Consider the following 18593-nt stretch of genomic DNA (forward strand, 5'->3'; position numbering starts at 1 on the left):
GAGCGTCACGCCGAGCGCGAGCGCTCCGCCCCTCATGCCGAGCGCGATCGCTCGACTCTCATGCCGAGCGCGAGCGCTCGAGGATCGACGTCGTCGAGCGCCCGCCCAGGTACGGCAGCAGCACGACGCGTCCGCCGTGCGCGCGCACGACCGGGGCCTCGGGCAGCTCGGCGTCGCCGTAGTCGCCGCCCTTGGCCCAGACGTCGGGCCGCAGCTGCTCGAGCGCCGCACGCGGGTCGTCCTCGTCGAAGACGACCACCGCGTCGACGCAGTCGAACGCCTCGAGCACACGTGCGCGGTCCCGGGCGGTGACGACGGGCCGCGTCGGCCCCTTGAGCCGGCGCACCGACTCGTCGGAGTTGATGAGCACGACGAGCGCGTCACCGAGCCGCCGCGCCGCCTGGAGCGTCGCGACGTGCCCCGCGTGGACGATGTCGAAGCACCCGCCGGTCGCGACGAGCCGTCGCCCGCCGGACCGCAGCCGCGCCGCGACCTCGGCGAGGTCGACGCCGTCGCCGACCGGACGCAGCGCGGGCCCGTCCGGGGCCGCGGCCCCGCGACCGGCCTCAACCGCGACCACGCCGTCCCCGGCCCGCTGCGCCGACACGGGCGCCCCGGACCGCTCGCGTCGGCGGTAGCCCTCGGCGCCGCCGTCGGCGACCCACGCGGACGCGTCGCGCACCGCGAGCCCGACGGCGTCGCGCAGGTCGGCGCCGCGCGCGACGGCCACGGCGGCGGTCGCCGCGAACCGGTCCCCCGCACCGCACGGGTCCCCGCCGATGACGACGGGTGCGGGCACGAACAGCGGCTCACCCGCCGCCTGGGCGAGGAACGCCCCCGCCGCGCCGGCCGTCACGCAGACCCCGGTCGCGTCCCACGCGTCCCGCAGGACCTGCGCGAGCGCGTCCTCGGTCGCGGGGACGTCCCGGACCTCCCGGGCGCTCCGGGCACCCCGGACGCCCCGGTCCGTGCTCGCCGTCGCGAGGTCCTCGACCGCGCGCCGCGCCTCGGCGGCGTTCGGCGTCACGAGCGCGACACCTGCGACCGGTGCCCCGCCCCGCGGGTGCGGGTCCCAGACGACGGGCCGCTCGGTCGCGGCCTCGGCCAGCACGCGCCGCACGACGGCGTCGTGGGTCGTCCCGGCGCCGTAGTCGGACACCAGCACGACGTCGGCCGTCGCGAGCAGCGCGCGCAGCCGGTCCTCGGGCACGTCGACGGGTGCTCCGGGGCCGCCGTCGTCGACGCGGACCAGCGACTGGCCGCTGCTGCGGACGCGGATCTTGCGCCGCGTCGGACCCTCGTGGCCCAGCGCGAGCAGGTCGACGTCGCCGAGCAGGGACCGGAGGGCGCGGCCGCCGTCGTCGTCGGCGACGGGTGCGACGAGCGTCGTCCGCGCCCCGGACCCGGCGACCAGCAGGGCCGTGAGCCCCGCGCCGCCGGGGCTCTCGCGCCGCGACGTGACGTCCACGACAGGCACGGGTGCGTCGGGGCACAGCCGCTCGGTGCGGCCGTCGACGTCGCGGTCCAGGACCATGTCGCCCACGACGACGACGTGCGGCCGGGCGCTCGTGGGCGTCGTCATGCGCTCACCCGCAGGTGCTTCTCGCGTCGCACGAGAGCCCCGACGTGCGCGTCCACCGCGGCGCAGACCGCGTGCACCGCGACGAGGTGCACGGCCTGGACCGCGGCGGTCGACGGCGCGTCGACCGCGATCGACTCGTGCGCGAGCCCGGTGAGCGGGTTCGGCCCCCGTCCCGTGAGCGCCCACACCGTCATGTCGCGGTCCCGTGCGCGCTCCGCGGCGCGCAGGACGTTCGGGCTCGTGCCCGACGTCGACAGCGCGACGAGGACGTCCCCGGGCCGCCCGTGCGCCTCGACCTGCCGCGCGAACATCTCGTCGGCGCCGTAGTCGTTGACGATCGCCGTGAGGCTCGACGTCTCGGCGCACAGCGCGATCGCCGACAGCGCGCGGCGCTCGGCGAGGAACCGGCCCACGAGCTCGGCCGTGAGGTGCTGCGCCTCGGCGGCGCTCCCCCCGTTGCCGGCGGCAAGGAGGCGCCCGCCGTCCCACAGGAGGCGTGCGAGGTCGCGGCCCCACCGCTCGACGACGTCCCCCTGGTCCCGCAGCGCGTCGAGCGCCGGGTTGAGCTCTGCGACGTGCTCGGAGATCCAGCTCATACCGCCCTCACCGTCCTTGCGTCCCCGACGCGCGCGGTCGCGGCGTCGTCCCCCACCAGCGAGCGATAGGCGCGCAGCGTCTCGCGCGCCACGCAGTCCCAGCCGTACAGCTCGACCGCCCGCGTCCGGGCCGCGGCGCCGAAGCGCCGCCGTCGGGCCGGGTCGTCGAGCAGGGTCCTCAGCGCGGCCGCGAGCGCGTCGGCGTCGCGCGGCGGGACGAGCAGCCCCGTCACGCCGTCGGCGACGCTGTCGAGGAGCCCGCCGACGGCGGACCCCACGAGCGGCCTGCCGCACGCCGCGGCCTCGAGCGGCACGATCCCGAAGGGCTCGTACCAGGGCGTCGCGACGACGACGTCGGCGCCGCGCAGGAGCGCGGGCACGTCGTCGCGGGCCACGCTGCCGACGAAGTGCACGCGGTCGCGCACGCCGAGCCGCTCGGCGAGGTCCGCGAGCCGCTGCGCCTCGGGGTCGGCCGCGACCTCGTGCGCCGCGGGTCCGCCCGCGATGACGAGGTCGGCGTCGGGCAGCTGCGCGAGCGCCTCGACGACCGTCGCGACGCCCTTGCGCTCGACGAGCCGGCCGATCGACAGCAGGCGGTGCCGCGCGGGCGCCGCGCCTGCGGACAGGTCCGCCGAGCCCGCGGGCCCCGACGCCCCGCCGTCCTCGGCACCGTCCGCAGCCGTGTCCGTCGACAGGTGCGCGACCGGCCCGTGCGGCACGAAGCGCTCGAGGTCGACGCCGCACGGCACCACGGTGATGCGCGACGCGGGGATGCCGAGCCGGCGCAGCTCGGCGACCTCGTCGCTGCACGTCGCGACGACGAGGTCGACCGAGCGGCCGAGCGTCGCCTCGGTCTGGATGCGTCCGGGCGGGCTCGTGTCGCGGTCGCCCTGGTGGCGGCGCTTGACCGAGCCCAGTGCGTGGAACGTCTGCACGACGGGGACCCGGACGGGCATCGACCGGGACGCCTGGAGCGCCGCGAGGCCCGACATCCAGAAGTGCGCGTGGACGACGTCGGGCGCACCCGACCGCCGCCACTCCTGCGCGAGCCACGCGCCGAAGTCCGCCATCCACGGCAGCAGGTCGTCCTTCGGGACGGCGCGCGCGGGGCCCGCGGGCACGTGCACGACCTTGACGCCGCCCGGCATGGTCACGCGCTCGGGCAGGTCGGGCGCGTCGCGACGCGTGTGCACGACGACGTCGTGCCCCTCGCGCGCGAGCTCGCGGGCGAGCGCGGCGACGTGGACGTTCTGCCCACCCGCGTCGACGCCACCCAGCGTGGCGAGCGGGCTGGCGTGCTCCGAGACGAGGTCGATCCTCATCGCGTCACCTCCTTCAGCAGGGTCTGCCAGTCGTCGAGGAAGCGGTCGAGGCCGAAGTGCGCGAGCACGTGCTCGCGTGCGGCCAGCCCCCGTGCCCGCGCCTCGTCGGGGTCGTGCAGCCACCGGCGGCCCGCGGCGACCAGCGCGTCGACGTCGCTCGTGACCAGGCCCGCCGACGCCGGCACGGCCTCGGGTGCGGCCGTCGTGGCGAGCGCGAGCACGGGCATGCCGATCGCCATCGCCTCGAGCAGCGACAGCCCGAGGCTCGTCCAGCGGTAGGGGTGCAGGTACACCCGGTCGCGCGCGAGCAGGTCGTGCATCGCGTCCTGCGGCACGTCGTCGTGCGTGACGACGTCGGCGGGCGGCTCGTGCGCCGCGGCACGCTCGTCGAGCGCGGCCATGCCCATGCCGTAGACGTCGACGGGCAGCCGCGACGCGACGTCGAGCAGCAGGTCCGTGCCCGCGACGCGCCAGCGACGCACGGGCTCGTTGACGACCACGCCGAGCCGCGCCCGCTCGCCCGTCCACCGGTGGCCGGGGTCGACGACGCCGTGGTCGACGACCGTCGTCGGCGCCCGGCCGCAGTCCCACATGAGGCGGTTGAACGCCGTGACGTGCGCGACGGGGATGTCGGAGCGGTCCGCGAGCGGGTGGACGGTCGCGGCCGCGTGACCCGCGGGCGTGTTGTGCTCGACGTAGACCGCGGGCAGGTCGGCGCCGGGACGCCGACCCGTCCAGCGCTCGGCGAGCTCGAGGTCCTCGGGGCGCTGCAGGACGACGACGTCGACCTCGGCGTCGCGCAGCTCCTCGGGCGTCACCTCGCGTGCCGACGCGGGCCAGTCCCACGTCCGCGCGCGCCCCCGCCCCTCGGGGCCCCGGTCGGGGACCACGGGGACCAGGTACTCGTCGGGCCCCTGGACGAACGACGTCGTCCACGAGCCGTGCACGTGCCACACGAGGACCCTCATGCGCTGACCTCCAGGGTGCGGGACAGGGACGCGACGGCCGCGACGACGTCGGCGGGCGGGACGCCCGTCAGGCACGGGTGACCCGCGACGGGGCACTCGCGCGCGCGGGTCCCCCGACACGCGGCCGCCTGGTCGCCGAGCAGCGCGGTCGGCACGCCCCACGGTGCCCACTTCTCGGCGGGCACCACGGGCGAGAAGAGCGACACGACGGGTGTGCCGACGGCCGCGGCGAGGTGGGCGGGACCGGTGTTGCCGACGACGACGGCGTCGGCGCGCGCGAGCACCGCGGCCGCCTCCGCGAGCGTGGTGCGTCCGCCGAGGTCGACGACGCCTCCGGCCCGGCTCGCCGACGCGCCGCCTACCGCGTGCGCGGAGGCACCCGCCACCACGGCGGCGGTCAGCGCCGTCTCGGCCGGCCCGCCGGTGACGACGACGTCGTGCCCGGCCCCGGCGAGCGCCGTGACGAGCGCCGACGCGTGCTCGGGCAGGGGCGCACGTGCGGGGACCGAGGCGCCGGGGTGCACGACGACGTACCGGCCCGCGGGGACGAGCCCCGTGACGTCGGGCAGCGGCTCGCGCACGCGCAGCCGCGTGTCCGCGGGGCGCGCGGCGCCCGCCGCGACCGCCAGGTCGATCGCGGCCTCGACCTCGTGCAGGCCCTCGGGACGGCGGTGCCGCACGTCCAGGAGCGACCCGGGGTAGTCCTCACTCGTCGCGGCGACGTGCCCGACGCCCGCCAGGCGCGCGAGCAGCGCCATCGGCAGCGGGCTCTGGTGGAACGACGTGAAGACGACGCAGCGCTCGTACGCCCGGGCCCGCAGCCGCTCGACGAGCTCGTGGACGGCGGCCGCGTCGACCGGGGGCGGGAGGTAGCCGCTCCACGGCGCGTCGAAGACGAGCACGTCGTCGACGTCGGGCAGCAGCTCGGCCGCACGGCGGCCCGCGGACGAGACGAGCACGTCGAGCGCGGTCGCCTCGGCGGCGAGCGCGCGCAGCGCGGGGCCGGTCAGCAGGACGTCCCCGTCGGAGTCGAGCCGGACGGCGAGCACGCGGCCGAGCCGCGCCGCGCTCACGGCCCGACCCCGAGCATCGCGACCGCAGCCCGGAGGTCGGGGGCGACGAGCGGCGCCGCGTCGACCTCCTCGGTGCGCGTGACCGCAGTCGGGACCAGCACCGCACGGGCACCGGCGGCCACCGCCGCACCGACGTCCGCGCCGATGTCCCCGACGACCGCGCACTCCGCGGGGGCGATGCCGAGCGCCGCGGCGGCGCGCACCACCATCCCCGGCGCGGGCTTGCGGCACACGCACGCGTCGTCGGGGCCGTGCGGGCAGACCTGCCACACGTCGAACGGGCCGAGCAGGTCCTCGACGCGGCGGTTGACCGCGTCGACCTGCGCGGACGTGAGGAGGCCGCGCGCGACGCCCGACTGGTTGCTCACGACGCCGACCCGCACGCCCCGGGCCCGCAGCGCGTCGAGCACCTCGCGCGCGCCGTCGACGGGCCGCACCTGCTCGGGGTCGCCGTTGTACGGGACGTCGTGGACGAGCGTGCCGTCGCGGTCGAACAGCACCGCGCGCACGGCCGGGGGCCACGGCTCGGGCGGGCCGTCGCCGGTCGCGGCCGCGTGCCGCAGCGCACCGCGCACGCGGTGGCGGACCGCCGCGAACGGGATCGCGACGCTGGTCCACGCCATGCGGGTCCACTCGTCGCGCCACCCGTCGTGCCCCGGTCGTGGCCCGGGGGCGAGACGACGACGTGCGAAGTCGGCGGTCAGGGCGAGCCACGCGGCCGAACCGGCCCCGGCGACCCACGGGCGACGTGCCGCGAGCCCGACCGCGGCGACGGCGGCCGCGGCGACGGTCGTGACGTGCCACGGGAAGCGGCCGCGGCCGGTCTCGGCGAGGTCGCGCCAGCGTGGGCCGTGCAGCGCGCGCAGGAGCGCGTCGTCGGCGGCGCCCGCCTGGACCCGCAGGCTCACGCCGTCGTCGGCCGGCCGGACGGGGTGCACGGTGGTGCGGTCGCCGCGCTCGAGCCGCCACCCGCCGCGGCGCACGCGCAGCGCGAGGTCGGCGTCCTCGCGGTACGCACGCGGGAACCGCTCGTCGAAGCCGCCGACCGCCTCGAGCGCCGTGCGGCGGTACGCCATGTCGGCCGTCGCCCACAGCGCGTCCTCGAGGCCGCGCGTGCTGCGCTCCCAGTCGGTCGGCGGGCGGTGCGCGGGCAGCGGGACGTGCAGGCGTCCCTGGACGCCCGCGACGTCGGCGTCGGCCGCGGCCAGGTCCGCCGCGAGTCCCGCGACCCACCCCTCGGGCAGGACGACGTCGTCGTCGACGAACGCGACCCACGGCGTCGTCGTCGAGCGCCAGCCCGCGTTGCGCGCCGCGGCGGGCCCGCGTCCGCCCGTGCGGACGACGCGGACCGGCCACGGCAGGTCGGGGTCGAGCGCGAGCGGTGCCGGGGGCTCGGCGTCGCCGAAGGGCCGGTCGTCGACGACGACGACCTCCTCGGGTGCGGGCGCGTCGTGCGTGACCACCTGTCCCGCGAGGCTGCGCAGCGTCACGCCGAGCGACGGCCGCCCGATCGAGGGCAGGACGACGGCGTACCGCAGGGTGCTCGCGGCCGTCGCCGACCCGGTGGCGCGGGCGGTCGAGGGCTCGGCCGAGGGCGCGGCCTCCGGCCCACCCGAGGACGCGTCCGTCGGCCCCGTCACGCGACCCGTCGTCGCGGCCGTCGTCATCGGGCCGTCCCGAACATCGACCCGCGGTGCACGAGGTGCGGCCCGAGGACGAGCAGGTCGACAGGCGCCGAGCCGAACAGCTCGAGCGCGTCGCGCGGGTCGTCGACCATGGGCCGGCCCGCCGTGTTGAGGCTCGTGTTGATGACGACGGGCAGGCCCGTGCGCGCGCGGAAGGCCTCGAGCGTCGCGCCGAGCCGCTTCTGCCGCGCCGGGTCGACCGTCTGGATGCGCGCGGTCCCGTCGACGTGGACCGCCGCGGGGATCCGGTCGCGCCACGCCGGGTCGACGCTGTGCACGAAGAGCATGTAGTCGCTCGGGACCGGGCCGTCGTGGAAGATCTCGGCCGCGTGCTCGAGCAGGACCATGGGCGCCACGGGCCGGAACTGCTCGCGGCCCTTGACCACGTTGAGGTGCTCGAGGTTCTCGGGGTGACCGGGGTGCGCGAGCAGCGAGCGGTGCCCGAGAGCGCGCGGGCCGAACTCGCTGCGCCCGTCGAACCACGCGACGACGCCGTTGCGCGCGAGGACGTCGGCGACGGCACCCGCGTGGTCCTCCGGCGTCTCGAAGGGGACCGCCGCCGACCGCAGCCACGCCGCGAGCTCGTCGTCGGACCACTCGCGGCCCAGGTCCGCGCCCGGCATGGGCGCGGCGACCTCGCCGCCGTCGGCGGAGACCTGGAGCGCCGCCCCGAGCGCGGTGCCCGCGTCCCCGGCGGCGGGCTGGACCCACACGTCCTCGAAGGGCGTCTCACGCCAGATCCGCGAGTTCGCGACGCAGTTCAGCGCGGTGCCGCCCGCCATCGTCAGGACGCGGTCGCCCGTCTGCTCGTGGACCCACCGGGCGAGCTCGACGAGCACCTCCTCGAGGCGCTGCTGCACCGAGCACGCCAGGTCGGCGTGGGGCCCGCGCCACGAGTCCTCGCTCAGGGCCGCGTCCGGGTCGCGCCGCGGCGCCCAGCGGGACCAGTCGGGGGCCTCGGCGAGGAAGCCGCCGTCGCCCGTGGGACGGATGATCTCGCGGAGCTCCTCGAGGTAGCGCGGCGACCCGTACGACGCGAGCGCCATGACCTTGTACTCGTCGCTGGACCGCAGGAAGCCGAGGTGCTCGGTGAGCGACTCGTAGACGAGGCCGAGCGAGTGCGGCAGCTCCTGCTGGAACAGCACCTCGAGCCGGCCGTCGACGTAGCGCCCCGCGAGGTGCGAGGCGCGCTCGCCGCGGCCGTCGAGCACGAGCACGCTGCTGCGCGGGTGGGGCGAGGCGAGCGCGGCCGACGCGGCGTGCGCGACGTGGTGCGGGACGAAGCGCACCTGCGCCTCGTCGAGCCCCGGGAGCGCGGCCGCGAGGAAGCCGGGGGCGCGCTGTGCGTACGTGATGCGCAGGTGGTCCCACGGGTCGTGCAGGCCGAGCTCCTCGGCCGGCTTGGTCAGCGCGGGGTCGAACGAGTACGCGACCGCGTCGAGGTCCTGGGGCCTGAGCCCGACCTCCTTGAGCAGCCAGCGCATCGACAGCTCGGGGAGCTCCCACGCGGCGAACGGGACGGGGCGCTTGCCCTTCTTGCGCCGGCTGAACCGCTCCTCCTCCGCCGCGGCCACGACCTCGCCGTCCACCACCAGGGCGGCCGACGGGTCGTGGTAGATCGCATTGACACCCAGCACGCGCATGAGTCGCAGAACCCCCTCGGATCCGACAAAGTCGTCCTGATCGCCCGACCCGAGCCAGCGTGAACCGCAGTCGGCGGACGCGCATCTCGAAGTGGTTCCGAGACCACATCTCCCTGGAGGACACCTGTGACGGACACCTCGACGCCCACGTCGCCCGCGACCGAGAGGAAGGCCGATGGCCAGGCCGATGTCGAGGCCGATGTCGAGGCCGATGTCCAGGCCCGGCGCGACGGCGCAGCGCCCGCGAGCGCACGCGTCGACCGGCTCTTCCTCGCCGGACGGGAGGTCCCGGCCACGGGCCCGCGCGAGCTGCGCCGCACCGAGCCCGTCGACGGCCGGAGCGGGACGGTGCTCGTCCCCGCGACCGACGACGAGGTCGCGGCCGCCGTCGGCGCCGCGTGGGACGCCCGTGCCACCTGGCGACGCACGGCCCCGGCGGACCGGGCGTCCGCGCTGCGGGCCGCGGCCCGCGCCGTCGACGACGCCGCGGACGAGCTCGGCGCGGCCCTGACCGCGGAGACCGGCCGCCTGCTGCGCCAGTCCGTCGAGTCGGCGCACGTCGCGGCGTCGATCCTCGAGGAGGCGGCGACGACGGGCCTCGGGGCGGCCGGCCGCACGCTCGCGGGCGCGTCGTCCGCGGTCGACGTGGTGCGTCGTGAGCCGCACGGCGTCGTCGCGGTCGTGACGCCGTGGAACGACCCGTTCCCGGCCGCTGCGGGCCTGCTCGCCGCGGCGCTCGTGACGGGCAACACCGTGGTGCACAAGCCGTCCGAGCGCTGCCCGGACGCCGGGTGGCGCATGGCGCGCCTGGTGGCCGAGGCCCTCCCGCCGGGCGTGCTCGAGGTCGTCAACGGCGACGGTGCGACGGGGGCGGCGATCGTCGCCGACCCGCGCGTCGCGCTCGTGGCCCAGGTCGGCTCGTCGGCGACCGGCCGCCGGATCGCGTCCGTCGTGGGCGCGCGCGGCGGTCGCGTCCTGCTCGAGAACGGCGGCAAGGACCCGCTCGTCGTCGACGCGGGCGTGGACCCGCGCTGGGCGGCCGAGCAGATCGCGACCGGAGCGTTCACGAACTCCGGCCAGCTGTGCACGTCCGTCGAGCGCGTCTACGTGCACGAGGACGTCGCGGACGCCGTCGTCGCCGAGCTCGTCCGCATCGCGCAGGCCATGACCGTGGGCGACCCGCGGGACGACGCGACCGACCTCGGCCCGATGGTCGACGCCGAGCAGCTCGCCGTCGTCGACGCCCAGGTGCGCGGCGCCGTCGAGGCGGGGGCGCGCGTGCTCGCCGGCGGGGCGCCGCTCGACCGCCCCGGCGCGTGGTACCCGCCGACGGTGGTCGACGGCTGCCCGGACGACGTCGACCTGCTCACCGAGGAGACGTTCGGGCCGGTCGCGGCCGTGCGCCGCGTCGCGTCGTTCGACCAGGCGCTGCGGCTCGCCGACGCGGGCCGGTACGGGCTCGCCGCGACGGTGCTCACGCCCGACATGGCGAACGCGCTGCGCGCCGCGGAGGAGCTCGAGGTCGGGACGGTCAAGGTCAACGCCGTGTTCGGCGGCGCCCCGGGCGGCTCGGCGGACCCGCGGCGCGACAGCGGCGCCGGCGCGGGCTACGGCCCGGACCTCCTCAGCGCCATGACGGTGCTCAAGGCGATCCACCTCGAGGCCGCGCCGCGCCCGTGACGCCGTGCGAGCATCGGTTCCCATGGCGGTGGTGCTCCGGCGGTGGACGACGGCTGACGGCGGCGACCTCGCCGGCGCCGTCGTCGAGAGCCCCGACCTCGCGCGCCAGCTCGGCGGTGCGGACGTGACCGCAGCCGACTCGGGCGCGGCGTTCGTCGCGGAGCACCTCGAGCCGTGGGGCCCGCGCACGTTCCAGCTCGCGATCACCGTCGACGGGCGCGCCGTCGGGAACATCGGCCTGAGCCACGTCGAGCACGTGCACGACACGGCGTGGGTCTCGTACTGGCTGCGCGCGAGCGTGCGCGGCAGGGGCCTCGCGACGCGCGCGCTCGCGTCGGTGAGCCGCTGGGCGTTCGACGAGCTCGACCTGCACCGGCTCGAGCTGGCGCACCGCACCAACAACCCCGCCTCGTGCCGCGTCGCGCACGCCGCGGGCTTCGCGGCCGAGGGGGTCGAGCGCGCCAAGCTGCGGTACGGCAGCGAGCGGTTCGACGTCGAGACCCACGCGCGGCTGCGCACCGACCCCGTGCCCGACGTCGACGCGCTCGACGTCCTCCCGCTCGTCGCGCAGCCGGCCCGCTAGAACCCCGAGGCGCGCGCGCCGGACCCGTCGTCACCGTGCCCGCCGGGCGGGAGGGTCACCACGGCCGCCGGGCGGTCGGGCTCGGCGAAACGCTCGAGCAGGCACCGCACGGCCTCCCGTCCGGCGTCGTACGGCTCCCCGCCGACGACGGCGTCGCACGGGACCGTCGCGAGCCGCTCACCGACCTCGACGACCGGGATGCCGTACCGCCCGAGGTACGTGGCGGGCTCGTCGGAGACCGGCCCGAGGACGGCCCCCGCGACGCCGAAGGCGACGAAGTCCGTGAGGCACGTGAGCGCGTCGCCCGGTCGTCCGGCGAGGTCGGCGACCATCGTCGCGAGCCCGGCGTCGCGCGCGGACCGGGCCACGCCCGCGGCGAGCGCGGCGCCGTCGGGGTCACGCAGGTCGGCGACGAGCACCCCCACGCACCTGCTCACGCCCTCCTTGAGGTACCGCGCCGTGACGTGCGGGACGTAGCCGAGGTCGGCCGCCGCTTCGAGGACGCGACGGCGCGAGCGCTCCCCGACGTAGCCGTCGTTCCGGAGCGCACGCGACGCCGCGGACCGCGACACCCCCGCGGCCTGCGCGACGTCCTTGATCGTCGGCCGGCGGTGCGGCGGGAGCGCCACCGGACCGCGCGTGCCGTCCCCCCTGGTCATGTCCTCCTCAGCCCTTGGAGCCCGTCGTGGCGATGCCCTCGATGAAGTGCCGCTGACCGAGGAAGAACAGGACGATCATCGGCACGGTCGTGATGACGCTCGCCGTCACGATGATCTCCCAGTGCCACTCACCCCCGAACCCGTACTGGTCGACGAGGGCCTTGAGACCGCGCGGCACCGTGAAGGTGCTCGAGTCGCGCAGGTAGATGAGGGGGCGCATGAGATCCGTCCACGCCGCCTGGAACTCGAACAGCAGCGTCACGACGATCGCGGGCCGCGTGAGCGGCAGCGCTATCCGCCAGAAGAGCTGCCAGTTGTTCGCGCCGTCGATCGTCGCGGCCTCGAACGCGTCCCGCGGCAGCCCGAGGAAGAACTGCCGCAGCAGGAAGATGTAGAACGCCGAGCCGAAGAGGTTCCCGGCCCACAGGGGCGTGAGCGTCCCGACCTGGCCGAGCGCGTTCCAGATGAGGAACGTGGGGATCATCGTGACCGCGCCCGGCAGCATCATCGTCGCGAGCACGAGCCCGAACAGCGCGTTGCGCCCGCGGAAGCGGAAGTACGAGAACCCCCACGCCACGAGCGCGCTCGAGAGCGTCACGGTCACCGCCGCGAGCACCGTCACGAGCACCGTGTTGAACAGCCAGAGCGCCATGGGCGCCTCTTGCCAGACCTGCACGTAGTTGTCGAGCGTGAACGTCTCGGGGACCAGCTTGTTGTCGAACACCTCGCCGCGCGGCTTGAACGACGCGCTCACGAGCCACACGAACGGGTAGATGAAGACGACGGTCAGCAGGACCAGGACCGTCACGACCAGGACGCGCTTGACGGTGAACCGGGCCTTGCGGCGCTCGGGCGGCAGCCCGCCGACGGCGTCCACGGCCGCGGCGCGCGCCACCGCGTCGAGCGGGCCGCCCTCGAGCGAGGTGCCGGGACCGGAGGTGGCGCTCACCGCTGCTCCCCCTCGTAGTAGACGAAGCGCTTGGAGACGCGCAGCTGCACGAGCGTGATCGCGAGGATGATCACGAACAGCAGCCACGCCAGGGCGGACGCGTAGCCCATGTTGAGGAACTCGAACGCCTGCCGGAACAGGTAGATCGCGAAGAACAGCGCGGCGTCGTTGGAGTACGTCGAGTTACCGGACCCGAAGTACGCCGTGTAGGCCTCCGTGAAGGTCTGGAATCCCGCGATCGAGTTGACGATGAAGACGAAGAACAGCGCGCCGCTGATCATCGGGATGGTGATCCGCGTCGTCACGCGCCAGAAGCCCGCACCGTCCACCCGCGCGGAGTCGTAGAGCTCCTGGGGCACGTTGCGCAGCGCGGCGAGCAGGATGATCACCGACGAGCCGACCGACCACAGGCTGATGAGGATGAGGCCGGGCTTGACCCAGTCGGGGTCCGTCGTCCACGCGGGCCCCTGGATCCCGAACCACGAGAGCACCTGGTTGATGAGGCCGTTCTGCCCGTTGAACAGGAGCAGGAGCAGGACGCCGACGGCGACCGGCGGCGTCATCTTCGGCAGGAAGAACGCCGTCCGGAAGAACCCGGCCGAGCGCCCCGCCTGGTTCAGCAGGAGCGCGAGCGCGAGGGACACGACGACGAGCAGGGGCACGTGGATCGCCGTGAAGTAGAACGTGTTCCACAGCGCGAGGCGCACGTCGCTGTCGTCGAGCATGCGCTCGTAGTTCTCCAGACCCACCCACTCGGGGTCGGTCAGCACGTCGTAGTCGGTGAACGACAGGTACCCGCTGTAGATCACGGGCCAGAGCGTGAAGACTGCGAAGCCCAGGATCCAGGGGCTGATGAACAGCAGGGCCGCGCGGGTGTCGCGGCGCCGGCGTGCGCGCCCGGCGGGGGGCAGGCCGCCGTCGGAGCGCGCCCCCCGGCGCGGCGGGGTGCCCGCCGCGCCCGAGGGTGCACCGCCGTCGTGCGTCGTGGTGGCCATCAGTCCTGCTCGGCGTCCCACTCTTCCCAGGCCTCGTCGAGCGCGGTCTGGGCCTCCTCCTGCGCCTCCTCGAGCGCCGCCTGCGGCTCGGCCTGCCCGTTGAGCACGCGGTTGACGGCGTCCTGCCACGCGGCCTTGAACTCCGCATCGGCCGGGTTCGCGGGGAGCGAGAAGGTGCTGTCGTTGCTCTCGTAGACCGCCTCGATGGCCGACGCCCACGGCTCGGGGGCGTCGCCGGTGATGAACTCGTCGCGGATCTGCTCGTCCGCCTCGGCGTTGCCGGTCAGCAGGCCCGTGAACAGCTGGCCCTCGGCCTCACGGGTCTCGGCGCGGTTCTGCGCCGCGGCCATCCACGTCTCGGTCTGGGTCATGACGCGCGCGAAGCGGCACGCGATGTCGGCCGTGTCCGTCCCGGCCGGGACGGCCCACGCCGAGCCCGACGCGTACGCGACCGGGTCGCCGTCCTTGGTGCGCATGCTGTCGAACGCCATGGGGGCGTCGGGCGACACGTCGTTGAGCACGTTGACGTACCACTGCTCCATCGGCATCGCGCCGAGCACGCCCGTCGCGAACTGGTTGCCGCCCCCGAAGAAGTCGGCCGAGTCGCGGTAGGCCTTGACGGCGCTGAACCCGCCCTGGCGGTCGTAGATGCCGACCGCGAACTCGAGCGCCTCGACGACGGCCGGGTCGTCGAGCTGCGCGGTGCGGCCGTCCTCGGAGAGCAGGTCGGCGCCGTTGATCTTCGACCACAGTGGCAGGAACTCGGGGAGCTTGCTGTCGAAGCCGATGACCTGGAGGCCACCGCCCTCGCCGACGACGAGCGCGTCGGTCGCGGACTCGACCGCGGCCCAGTCCGAGCCGTTGAGGTCCTCGACGGTGACGCCCGCGGCGTCGAGCAGGTCCTGGTTCGCCATGAGCACCTGGACCTGGTTGAACTCCGGGATGCCGTAGACCGAGTCGTTGAAGGTGACCTGGGCGAGCGCGGGCTCGCGGAACACGTCGGTGTCGATCCCCTCGCCCTCGATGCACGAGTCGAGCGGGACGATGGCGCCGCGCGACGCGAAGGTCCCGATCTGGTCGCGGTTGGCGTAGATCAGGTCCGGCGGGTTGCCCGAGGCGACCGCGGAGAGGAACTGCTGGATGTCGAGGTCCCCCTCGACGAGCTCGATCTCGACCTCGCCGAGCTCCTCCTGGGCGGCCTGGAAGCGGGTCTCCGCGACGTCGTCGCCGACGCCGAACCCCATGATGCTGATGGAGCCCTCGAGCTCGGCCTCGGGGTCGAAGTCGGTGTCGTCCGCCTCTCCCCCGCCCGTTCCGGTGCCCTGCGCGCATGCCGTGAGCGCGAGGCCTCCGGCCACCGCGAGAGCGGTCCACCTGGCCGCACGCCGCGTCGTGGTCCTTCTCACCTGCCACCTCCGTGGGACGGCGGGGGCGCGCCCCCGCGACCGGCCCGCCGGACGGCGGACCGCGGGTCCCCCAGTCACCCGGACCGGCGGCGACCGTGCCGACGGTGCCGACGGTGCCGACAGCGCCGCTGGTGAACGGTGCAACGTTTACTGACTGCGACGGGGAGCCCGTGTGAGAACGGAACCACTACTCCCGGGCATCGGCATCCGGAGGCGGCCCGCCCCTTCCGGCGGGCCGGCGCGGTCAGCCGACGACGGCGGGCGCGGCGCCCACGGGTGCCCGGTCGAGGCCGAGCGAGACGAGCGCTGCCGCGACCGCCGCGGCGCGCGGCACGGCCGCGCTCACGGGTGGGCTCATCGCGGACCCGTCGTCGAACGACCCGGCCTCGATCCCCACCAGGGCGAGCCGTCGCGGGAGCCGGTGCAGCGCACGGGCGAGCTCGACGGCGGCCGCGAGCCCGCACGGCTGCGGGCCGGCCGGCCGGGACCACGTCGAGGCCCACGCACCCGTGGACGTGCCGGCCGCGCCGTCGCCGACCACCTCGTGGACGGTGAGCGCTCCGGGGACGCCGCCCGTCGCGACGGCGTCGACGACCACCACCACGTCGGCGTGGTCCCACCGCGGGATGAGGCCGAGCGCGTCCGGTTCGACCACGACGTGCACGTCGGGCAGCCGCATCCGGTCGACCTCCGCGGCGACGGCGGGACCCACCCCGTCGTCCGCCCACCGGGCCGACCCCAGGCCGATCACGAGACGTGACATGACACCTCCGCACACCGCTGTGCTGCGGGCCCCGCACGAGCTGCGCGCCCCTGCCGTCCCCCACCGTCCCAGCCGGACGGGCCGCGCGCCAAGGACCTAGGGCCGTGTCGTCCGGGTTCGCCCGATCTCGGACACCCTGTGCCGATAGGTCCCCGGCATGAGACTCTGGCTCTCCGGGGCAGCCACACGGTTGGGACGACCATGACCGACGAGGCCGAGCAGCACGCACGCCGACGCGCCCTGCACGGCACGCGCAGGTCCCGCACGCAGGGTGCGCACGTCGCGCCGACGCCGCGCCCGGTCCCGCCCCGGCTCGCCGCGCCGCACGAGGCGCCACCGGCCCTCGACGCGCAGCCCCTCCGCGCACCGCACGTCCTCGAACCGCTCCCTCACGAACCGCTCCCTCACGAACCGCTGCGCGCGGCACCGCGCGACGCACCGCGGGAGCCCGTGAGCGACGCCGGGCTCATCGCGGCCGTGCGCGCGGGCGACCGGACGGCCTACGAGTGCCTCTACGAGCGTCACGTCGGGGCCGCGCTCGCCGTCGCGCGCCACTACACGCGGTCCGAGGCGGACGCCGACGACGTCGTCGCGGAGGCGTTCGAGCGCGTGCTGTCCGCGCTCGGCCGGGGCCAGGGTCCCGACGTCGCCTTCCGGGCGTACCTCTTCACCGTCGTGCGCCGCGTCGCGGTCGACCGCTCGGCGTCCGAGTCCCGCACGGCCCCCGTGGAGGCCGACGCGCTCGAACGCGCCGCCGACCCGGTGGCGGCATCCGACGACGCCGTGCTCGGGGACTTCGAGCGCGGCGCCGCCGCGCGCGCGTTCCGGTCCCTGCCCGAGCGGTGGCAGGCCGTCCTCTGGTACACGGAGATCGAGGGCAGGAAGCCGGCCGAGGTCGCCGTCGTGCTGGGTCTGACGCCGGGCGGGGTCGCGGCGCTCGCGTACCGCGCGCGCGAGGGCCTGCGCCAGGCGTTCCTGCAGCAGCACGTCGGGCCCGCGCCCGCGAGCCGCGCGTGCACGGCCGTGAGCGACAGCCTCGGCGGGTACGTGCGCGGCGGGCTCGGCAAGCGCCAGGCGGCGCGCGTGGAGGCGCACGTCGCGACCTGCACGCCGTGCCAGGCCCGGGTCATCGAGCTCGACGACGTCGGCAGCACCATGCGCGTCCTCGTGGCCCCCGCCGTGCTCGGCGCGACCTCCGCCGCCGTCCTCGCTGCCGTGCGCGACGTGGCACTCGGGGCCGCGGGTGCGTGGGGTGCAGGCGTGGCCGGGGCCGGTGCGGGGGCCGGTGCGGGTGCGGGCGCCGCCTGCGCAGCGGGGACGGGCGCCGCCGCGGGGGCGTCGACCGTCGCCGCCGGAACGGGAGCGACCGCCGGGACGGCCGCGGCCGCCTGCGCCACAGGAGCGACCGCAGCGACGAGCGCGGGCGCTGCTGCCGGGGCGAGCGCTGCGGCAGGGGCGAGCGCGGCCGCGGGTGCGAGCGCTGCGGCAGGGGCGAGCGCGGCCGCGGGTGTGGGCGCAGCGGCCGGTGCCGCCGGCGTGACCAGCGCTGCCGGAGCGACGACGGCGGTCGGGGCGAGCGCAGCGGCCGGAGCGGCGGCGACGTCGGTCGCCACCTCGGCCGCGTTGGCCGTGACCGGCGTCGCGGGGACCGCGACCGGCGTCGCCGTCGGCGCAGCTGCGGGCGGCACGGCCGCGGCGACGACCGCGCTGGCCGGGGCGTCGGCCGTCGGGTCGCTCGCCGCGAGCGCGGCCGGCATCGCGGTCGCGGCGATCGTCGGGTCCGCCACCGCGGTCACCGTCGCGCTTCCCGCAGCAGCGGATCCGGCCGGGCAGGTCACGACGGCTCCCGCGACATCCGGGGCGACCTCGGCCGGGACGACGGCGAGCGGGACCACCTCTGCGGGCGGGACGTCGACGGCGACGTCGGGCGGGACGACGGCGTCGACCTGGTCGTCGAGCACGACGGGCGCCACCTCGACCGGGACGTCCGGGAGCACCTCGGGCACGACGTCGGGCAGCACCTCCGGCACGGGTGCGACGAGCCCGTCGGCTACGTCGTCGGGCTCGTCGGGGACCACCTTCGCCGTCGACGCCCAGGGCACCGCCACCCCGACGACGACGACCACCGAGGGCGCGGGCACCACCACGACGGACGGGTCGGGAACGGCCACGGCCCCCGAGGGCGCGGGCACGTCGACGCCGTCGACCGGCACGAGCGGCCCGAGCACGGCCTCACCGACGGACGCCACGGACCCGTCGACCAGCGAGCCGTCCACGAGCGACCCGTCGACCGAACCGACGACGTCGGATCCGGGGACGATCGATCCGGGTCCGACGACCGACCCGTCCCCCGCCGTGGACGACGACGGGACGGTCACCTCCGGCGGAACGTCGGGGACGACGGACGGTGCGGTCACGGACGGCGGCACGACGGACGACGCCACGACGGACGGCGGCACGACGGACGACGCCACGACGGACGGCGGCACGGCGACGACCGACCCGTCCGCGCCGGACAGCCCGGCACCGGGTGCGCAGCCGCCGGCGCAGGCGGCCGACGGCTCGTGCGGCACCGAGGCGTCGGCACGAGGCGCGGAGCGCGCCGGACGCGACGGCGCCCCCGCGACGGGCGCACCCGGTCGGCCCGAGGGCTGCCCCACCCCGCCCGGTCGGGTCTGAGCGGGCTCGG

15 protein-coding genes and 1 pseudogene are annotated in these 18593 nt (G+C 76.3%); 3 read left to right on the forward strand and 13 right to left on the reverse strand.

All coding sequences use genetic code 11. The features are described 5' to 3' along the window. Positions 1–58 precede the first annotated feature (58 nt). The 8 genes and pseudogenes from IEV86_RS16635 to IEV86_RS16665 form a co-directional block, all read right to left on the reverse strand. On the reverse strand, positions 59–1582 hold the full coding sequence (locus IEV86_RS16635; RefSeq protein WP_188484774.1) for a PfkB family carbohydrate kinase: 1524 nt from the start codon (positions 1580–1582) through the stop codon (positions 59–61). Then, positions 1579–2178 carry a D-sedoheptulose-7-phosphate isomerase gene (locus IEV86_RS16640; RefSeq protein ID WP_043609377.1) on the reverse strand — a complete coding sequence of 200 codons (600 nt, stop codon included), beginning with the start codon at positions 2176–2178 and terminating at the stop codon, positions 1579–1581. The genes IEV86_RS16635 and IEV86_RS16640 overlap by 4 nt, the downstream gene beginning before the upstream one ends. Continuing rightward, entirely contained in the window at positions 2175–3500 is a 1326-nt protein-coding gene (locus IEV86_RS16645; protein WP_043609375.1) for a glycosyltransferase, read from the reverse strand. The genes IEV86_RS16640 and IEV86_RS16645 overlap by 4 nt, the downstream gene beginning before the upstream one ends. Beyond that, a complete protein-coding gene (locus IEV86_RS16650; RefSeq protein WP_043609373.1) occupies positions 3497–4468 on the reverse strand; it encodes a glycosyltransferase family 4 protein in 972 nt (323 codons plus the stop codon). The genes IEV86_RS16645 and IEV86_RS16650 overlap by 4 nt, the downstream gene beginning before the upstream one ends. Continuing rightward, on the reverse strand, positions 4465–5541 hold the full coding sequence (locus tag IEV86_RS16655) for a glycosyltransferase family 9 protein (protein WP_043609371.1): 1077 nt from the start codon (positions 5539–5541) through the stop codon (positions 4465–4467). The genes IEV86_RS16650 and IEV86_RS16655 overlap by 4 nt, the downstream gene beginning before the upstream one ends. Continuing rightward, a complete protein-coding gene (locus tag IEV86_RS18300) occupies positions 5538–6050 on the reverse strand; it encodes a D-glycero-alpha-D-manno-heptose-1,7-bisphosphate 7-phosphatase (protein ID WP_229734713.1) in 513 nt (170 codons plus the stop codon). The genes IEV86_RS16655 and IEV86_RS18300 overlap by 4 nt, the downstream gene beginning before the upstream one ends. A 678-nt stretch (positions 6051–6728) precedes the next feature. Continuing rightward, a pseudogene (locus tag IEV86_RS18305) lies at positions 6729–7208 on the reverse strand (glycosyltransferase family 2 protein); the annotation flags it as partial. Next, on the reverse strand, positions 7205–8869 hold the full coding sequence (locus IEV86_RS16665; protein WP_043609368.1) for a carbamoyltransferase family protein: 1665 nt from the start codon (positions 8867–8869) through the stop codon (positions 7205–7207). The pseudogene IEV86_RS18305 and the gene IEV86_RS16665, both read right to left, overlap by 4 nt. Before the next feature lie 126 nt (positions 8870–8995). Between IEV86_RS16665 and IEV86_RS16670 the strand changes: the two genes are divergently transcribed. Both IEV86_RS16670 and IEV86_RS16675 read left to right on the forward strand, forming a co-directional pair. Continuing rightward, positions 8996–10549, forward strand: a complete 1554-nt coding sequence (locus tag IEV86_RS16670) for an aldehyde dehydrogenase family protein (RefSeq protein WP_229734709.1) — start codon at positions 8996–8998, stop codon at positions 10547–10549. Between the two features lie 22 nt (positions 10550–10571). Continuing rightward, the gene (locus IEV86_RS16675; protein ID WP_043609505.1) at positions 10572–11132 is read left to right on the forward strand and encodes a GNAT family N-acetyltransferase; all 561 of its coding nucleotides are present in this window, start codon (positions 10572–10574) and stop codon (positions 11130–11132) included. Here IEV86_RS16675 and IEV86_RS16680 read toward each other — a convergent pair. From IEV86_RS16680 to IEV86_RS16700, 5 genes are all read right to left on the reverse strand, one after another. Then, positions 11129–11791 (reverse strand): LacI family DNA-binding transcriptional regulator, encoded by a 663-nt coding sequence (locus IEV86_RS16680; RefSeq protein WP_081978916.1) that lies wholly within the window; start codon positions 11789–11791, stop codon positions 11129–11131. The genes IEV86_RS16675 and IEV86_RS16680 overlap by 4 nt on opposite strands. Positions 11792–11798: 7 nt before the next feature. Then, the gene (locus IEV86_RS16685) at positions 11799–12740 is read right to left on the reverse strand and encodes a carbohydrate ABC transporter permease (RefSeq protein ID WP_229734710.1); all 942 of its coding nucleotides are present in this window, start codon (positions 12738–12740) and stop codon (positions 11799–11801) included. Next, positions 12737–13735 carry a carbohydrate ABC transporter permease gene (locus IEV86_RS16690; RefSeq protein ID WP_081978915.1) on the reverse strand — a complete coding sequence of 333 codons (999 nt, stop codon included), beginning with the start codon at positions 13733–13735 and terminating at the stop codon, positions 12737–12739. The genes IEV86_RS16685 and IEV86_RS16690 overlap by 4 nt, the downstream gene beginning before the upstream one ends. Then, entirely contained in the window at positions 13735–15141 is a 1407-nt protein-coding gene (locus IEV86_RS16695; protein WP_052426517.1) for an ABC transporter substrate-binding protein, read from the reverse strand. The genes IEV86_RS16690 and IEV86_RS16695 overlap by 1 nt, the downstream gene beginning before the upstream one ends. A gap of 244 nt (positions 15142–15385) precedes the next feature. Then, the gene (locus IEV86_RS16700; protein ID WP_052426516.1) at positions 15386–15904 is read right to left on the reverse strand and encodes a hydrogenase maturation protease; all 519 of its coding nucleotides are present in this window, start codon (positions 15902–15904) and stop codon (positions 15386–15388) included. Between the two features lie 201 nt (positions 15905–16105). Here IEV86_RS16700 and IEV86_RS16705 point away from each other — a divergent pair, with 201 nt between their 5' ends. Beyond that, positions 16106–18583, forward strand: a complete 2478-nt coding sequence (locus IEV86_RS16705; protein WP_188484775.1) for a sigma-70 family RNA polymerase sigma factor — start codon at positions 16106–16108, stop codon at positions 18581–18583. The last annotated feature ends 10 nt before the right edge of the window (positions 18584–18593 follow it).

It is taken from the genome of Cellulomonas carbonis (genome assembly GCF_014636275.1).
GTDB classification, from domain to species: domain Bacteria; phylum Actinomycetota; class Actinomycetes; order Actinomycetales; family Cellulomonadaceae; genus Actinotalea; species Actinotalea carbonis.